Source organism: Pseudanabaena sp. BC1403 (assembly GCF_002914585.1).
Taxonomy (GTDB): Bacteria; Cyanobacteriota; Cyanobacteriia; order Pseudanabaenales; family Pseudanabaenaceae; genus Pseudanabaena.
Genome location: NZ_PDDM01000064.1, coordinates 1 through 2,018, shown reverse-complemented (window position 1 = coordinate 2,018; position 2,018 = coordinate 1). Strand labels below are relative to the sequence as shown.

Here is a 2,018-nt window from a genome sequence, read left to right as displayed (position 1 = left end):
CTAACTGATTTTCAAGATAGAAGTCAGCAATCGTTTACAGTCGGAAAGAGAACGCAAGAGAAAGAGAAGTACTCAGCAAAGTTAATAGATAGTTTCCAAAACGACAACCCCACATAAATAAATGGCATCTGGAACATCACGATATAAGTATGAAACCGATAACGGTAACGTGTTTTGGGCACGTACTGACAACGCCGCAGCGCTAAGTTCTGTTCGCGGTACAGCTCCAACAGAAGCAGCATTGGAAAACATTACTTTTGAGTTCTCAAAAAACTCAAGAATGGTTGGCTGTAAACCTCGCCACTGCATTCTAAATCTTAAAAATACTGGCACTGGTACGGGTTGTTTACTACCCCAAAATAAAACTACTAAGCGCGTGATCGTCCTAAAGCCCGATACTAACCCGCCCCAAGGAACTGAAATTACAGTAAATGGGCGTGTTTGGATTGTTGGCTCAGTGATCGGCGAGCAAATGCGTTAAGTCTCCAAAGACAGCATTAAATTTATCCCAGAAAACCAAAGCATCAAAAAAATAAGGAAAAAGTATGGCTCGCGGTATTAGAAAAAAAGATTTTGACTATGAAGTCGATATCACAGCAGCAGATGGGACGGTCAGTGTAGGCGCACGGATGCTGATCAGCATGGATATCTACAACACTGGTACAGCAGATACCAAGGTTAAAGAATCCACTAGCACAGTCGTTAAAATCCCTGCTCACGTTTCCCTAAATTTAAACGAGAAAGAGTACGGCATCCATCCGCGTTATGCATATTGCGAATACGCCGATACAGCAAGCGCAGCAGCCTGTTACGGTGTTACTCCTAAGCGATTTGTCTCAATCCCTATCCTGACACTCGCACAGTTCGCAGACTTGAATGTCTATGACTTTGAAGCAGGCGGAACACAGACTAAAACAACTTTAGTCGTAAACCACAGCTTTGATGGTTCCGCAGGTTTGACTTACAAAATCAGGAAGTTAGTAAACCAAGTAAGTATCTAGTTATGAAGTCTGAACAAGAACAAGCGATTGCCCAGCTCGTCAATCAAGTCTCAGACATTGAGACGAGGTTAAGAGTCATTGAGAACTTATTAACCTCGCCTCAACAAATTTCTAATGCAAAACAAAAGGCAATCCCAGAAATAGAGCGACATTACACAACTGTTGACGAAGGTTGGTATTCGGAAAATTCTGGAATTGTTTTATAAACAATGAAATGAACATTAACGATTTAGTGACACCTAGCATAATGGCTGGTATAGGCTGGATAGGGCTTTTAGCAAAAACCTACTATACAGACATGGCTAAATTAGCGGTAAAACGCTCAGAGCTAGATCAGCAAAATGAACAGCGCAGAATTGAAAAATCTGAGCAATATTTTGAGATGTTGCTGACAAGATTATTGCTTCAGGCTGGAGAGCAGGAAGACAAGCGCCAAGCACTCGAAGAGCAGTTAATTCGTGTAGGTACGGAGCTGGTCAATTCTAATCATGAAATCCGCGACGAGCTTAAAGGCTTGAGGGTTGAGCAAAATGAACTTAACAAAGCAATCAGACGAACTACTAGCACAACAGCAGCATCAAGATGAGTTGTACTAATGGCTCCAAAAAAAAGGAAGGGGCGCAAGATTACATCAATACAAATGAAATTGGTGTGCTTTGCGCTCTTTTTGAGCTTGAGGGTGCGCTATGTAGGTTATTAGATTTAATCCCTGAAGCTATTCAAAAGATGGCCACGCTTAAGTTTGACAGAGATGATACTTTAAATTTCTTTGAAGAACTGACAAAGCAATCCGCAAAAAAAACACTCGGACTTATCTATGATGAGGTTCTTAACAGAATAGAAGTAACTCAATTTTGTGAAGTAGAACCCCCTCCATTGCCAGAGCCGATAACCTTTTCAGATGTTTATATATTTATTGCTGAATTAGTCCCAATTCTTAATTATTTCTTTTTAGCAAATGAAATTCTTTCAGGAAATAGCACGAAGCTGTTAGATAAGATTGTCGGGTATTGGCTC

General features: G+C 40.8%; 5 protein-coding genes. All 5 read left to right on the top strand.

The features are described 5' to 3' along the window. The first annotated feature begins 121 nt into the window (after window positions 1–121). Entirely contained in the window at window positions 122–481 is a 360-nt protein-coding gene (locus CQ839_RS24545) for a hypothetical protein (RefSeq protein WP_103670925.1), read from the top strand. A gap of 64 nt (window positions 482–545) precedes the next feature. Further along, window positions 546–1,001 carry a hypothetical protein gene (locus tag CQ839_RS24540; protein WP_103670924.1) on the top strand — a complete coding sequence of 152 codons (456 nt, stop codon included), beginning with the start codon at window positions 546–548 and terminating at the stop codon, window positions 999–1,001. Between the two features lie 2 nt (window positions 1,002–1,003). After that, entirely contained in the window at window positions 1,004–1,207 is a 204-nt protein-coding gene (locus tag CQ839_RS24535; protein ID WP_103670923.1) for a hypothetical protein, read from the top strand. 8 nt (window positions 1,208–1,215) lie between these two features. After that, window positions 1,216–1,587: a hypothetical protein gene (locus tag CQ839_RS24530; RefSeq protein ID WP_146048810.1), complete on the top strand. Its 372-nt coding sequence runs from the start codon at window positions 1,216–1,218 to the stop codon at window positions 1,585–1,587. Continuing rightward, on the top strand, window positions 1,584–2,018 hold a 435-nt coding region (locus CQ839_RS24525; protein ID WP_146048809.1), incomplete at its 3' end, for a hypothetical protein. The genes CQ839_RS24530 and CQ839_RS24525, both read left to right, overlap by 4 nt.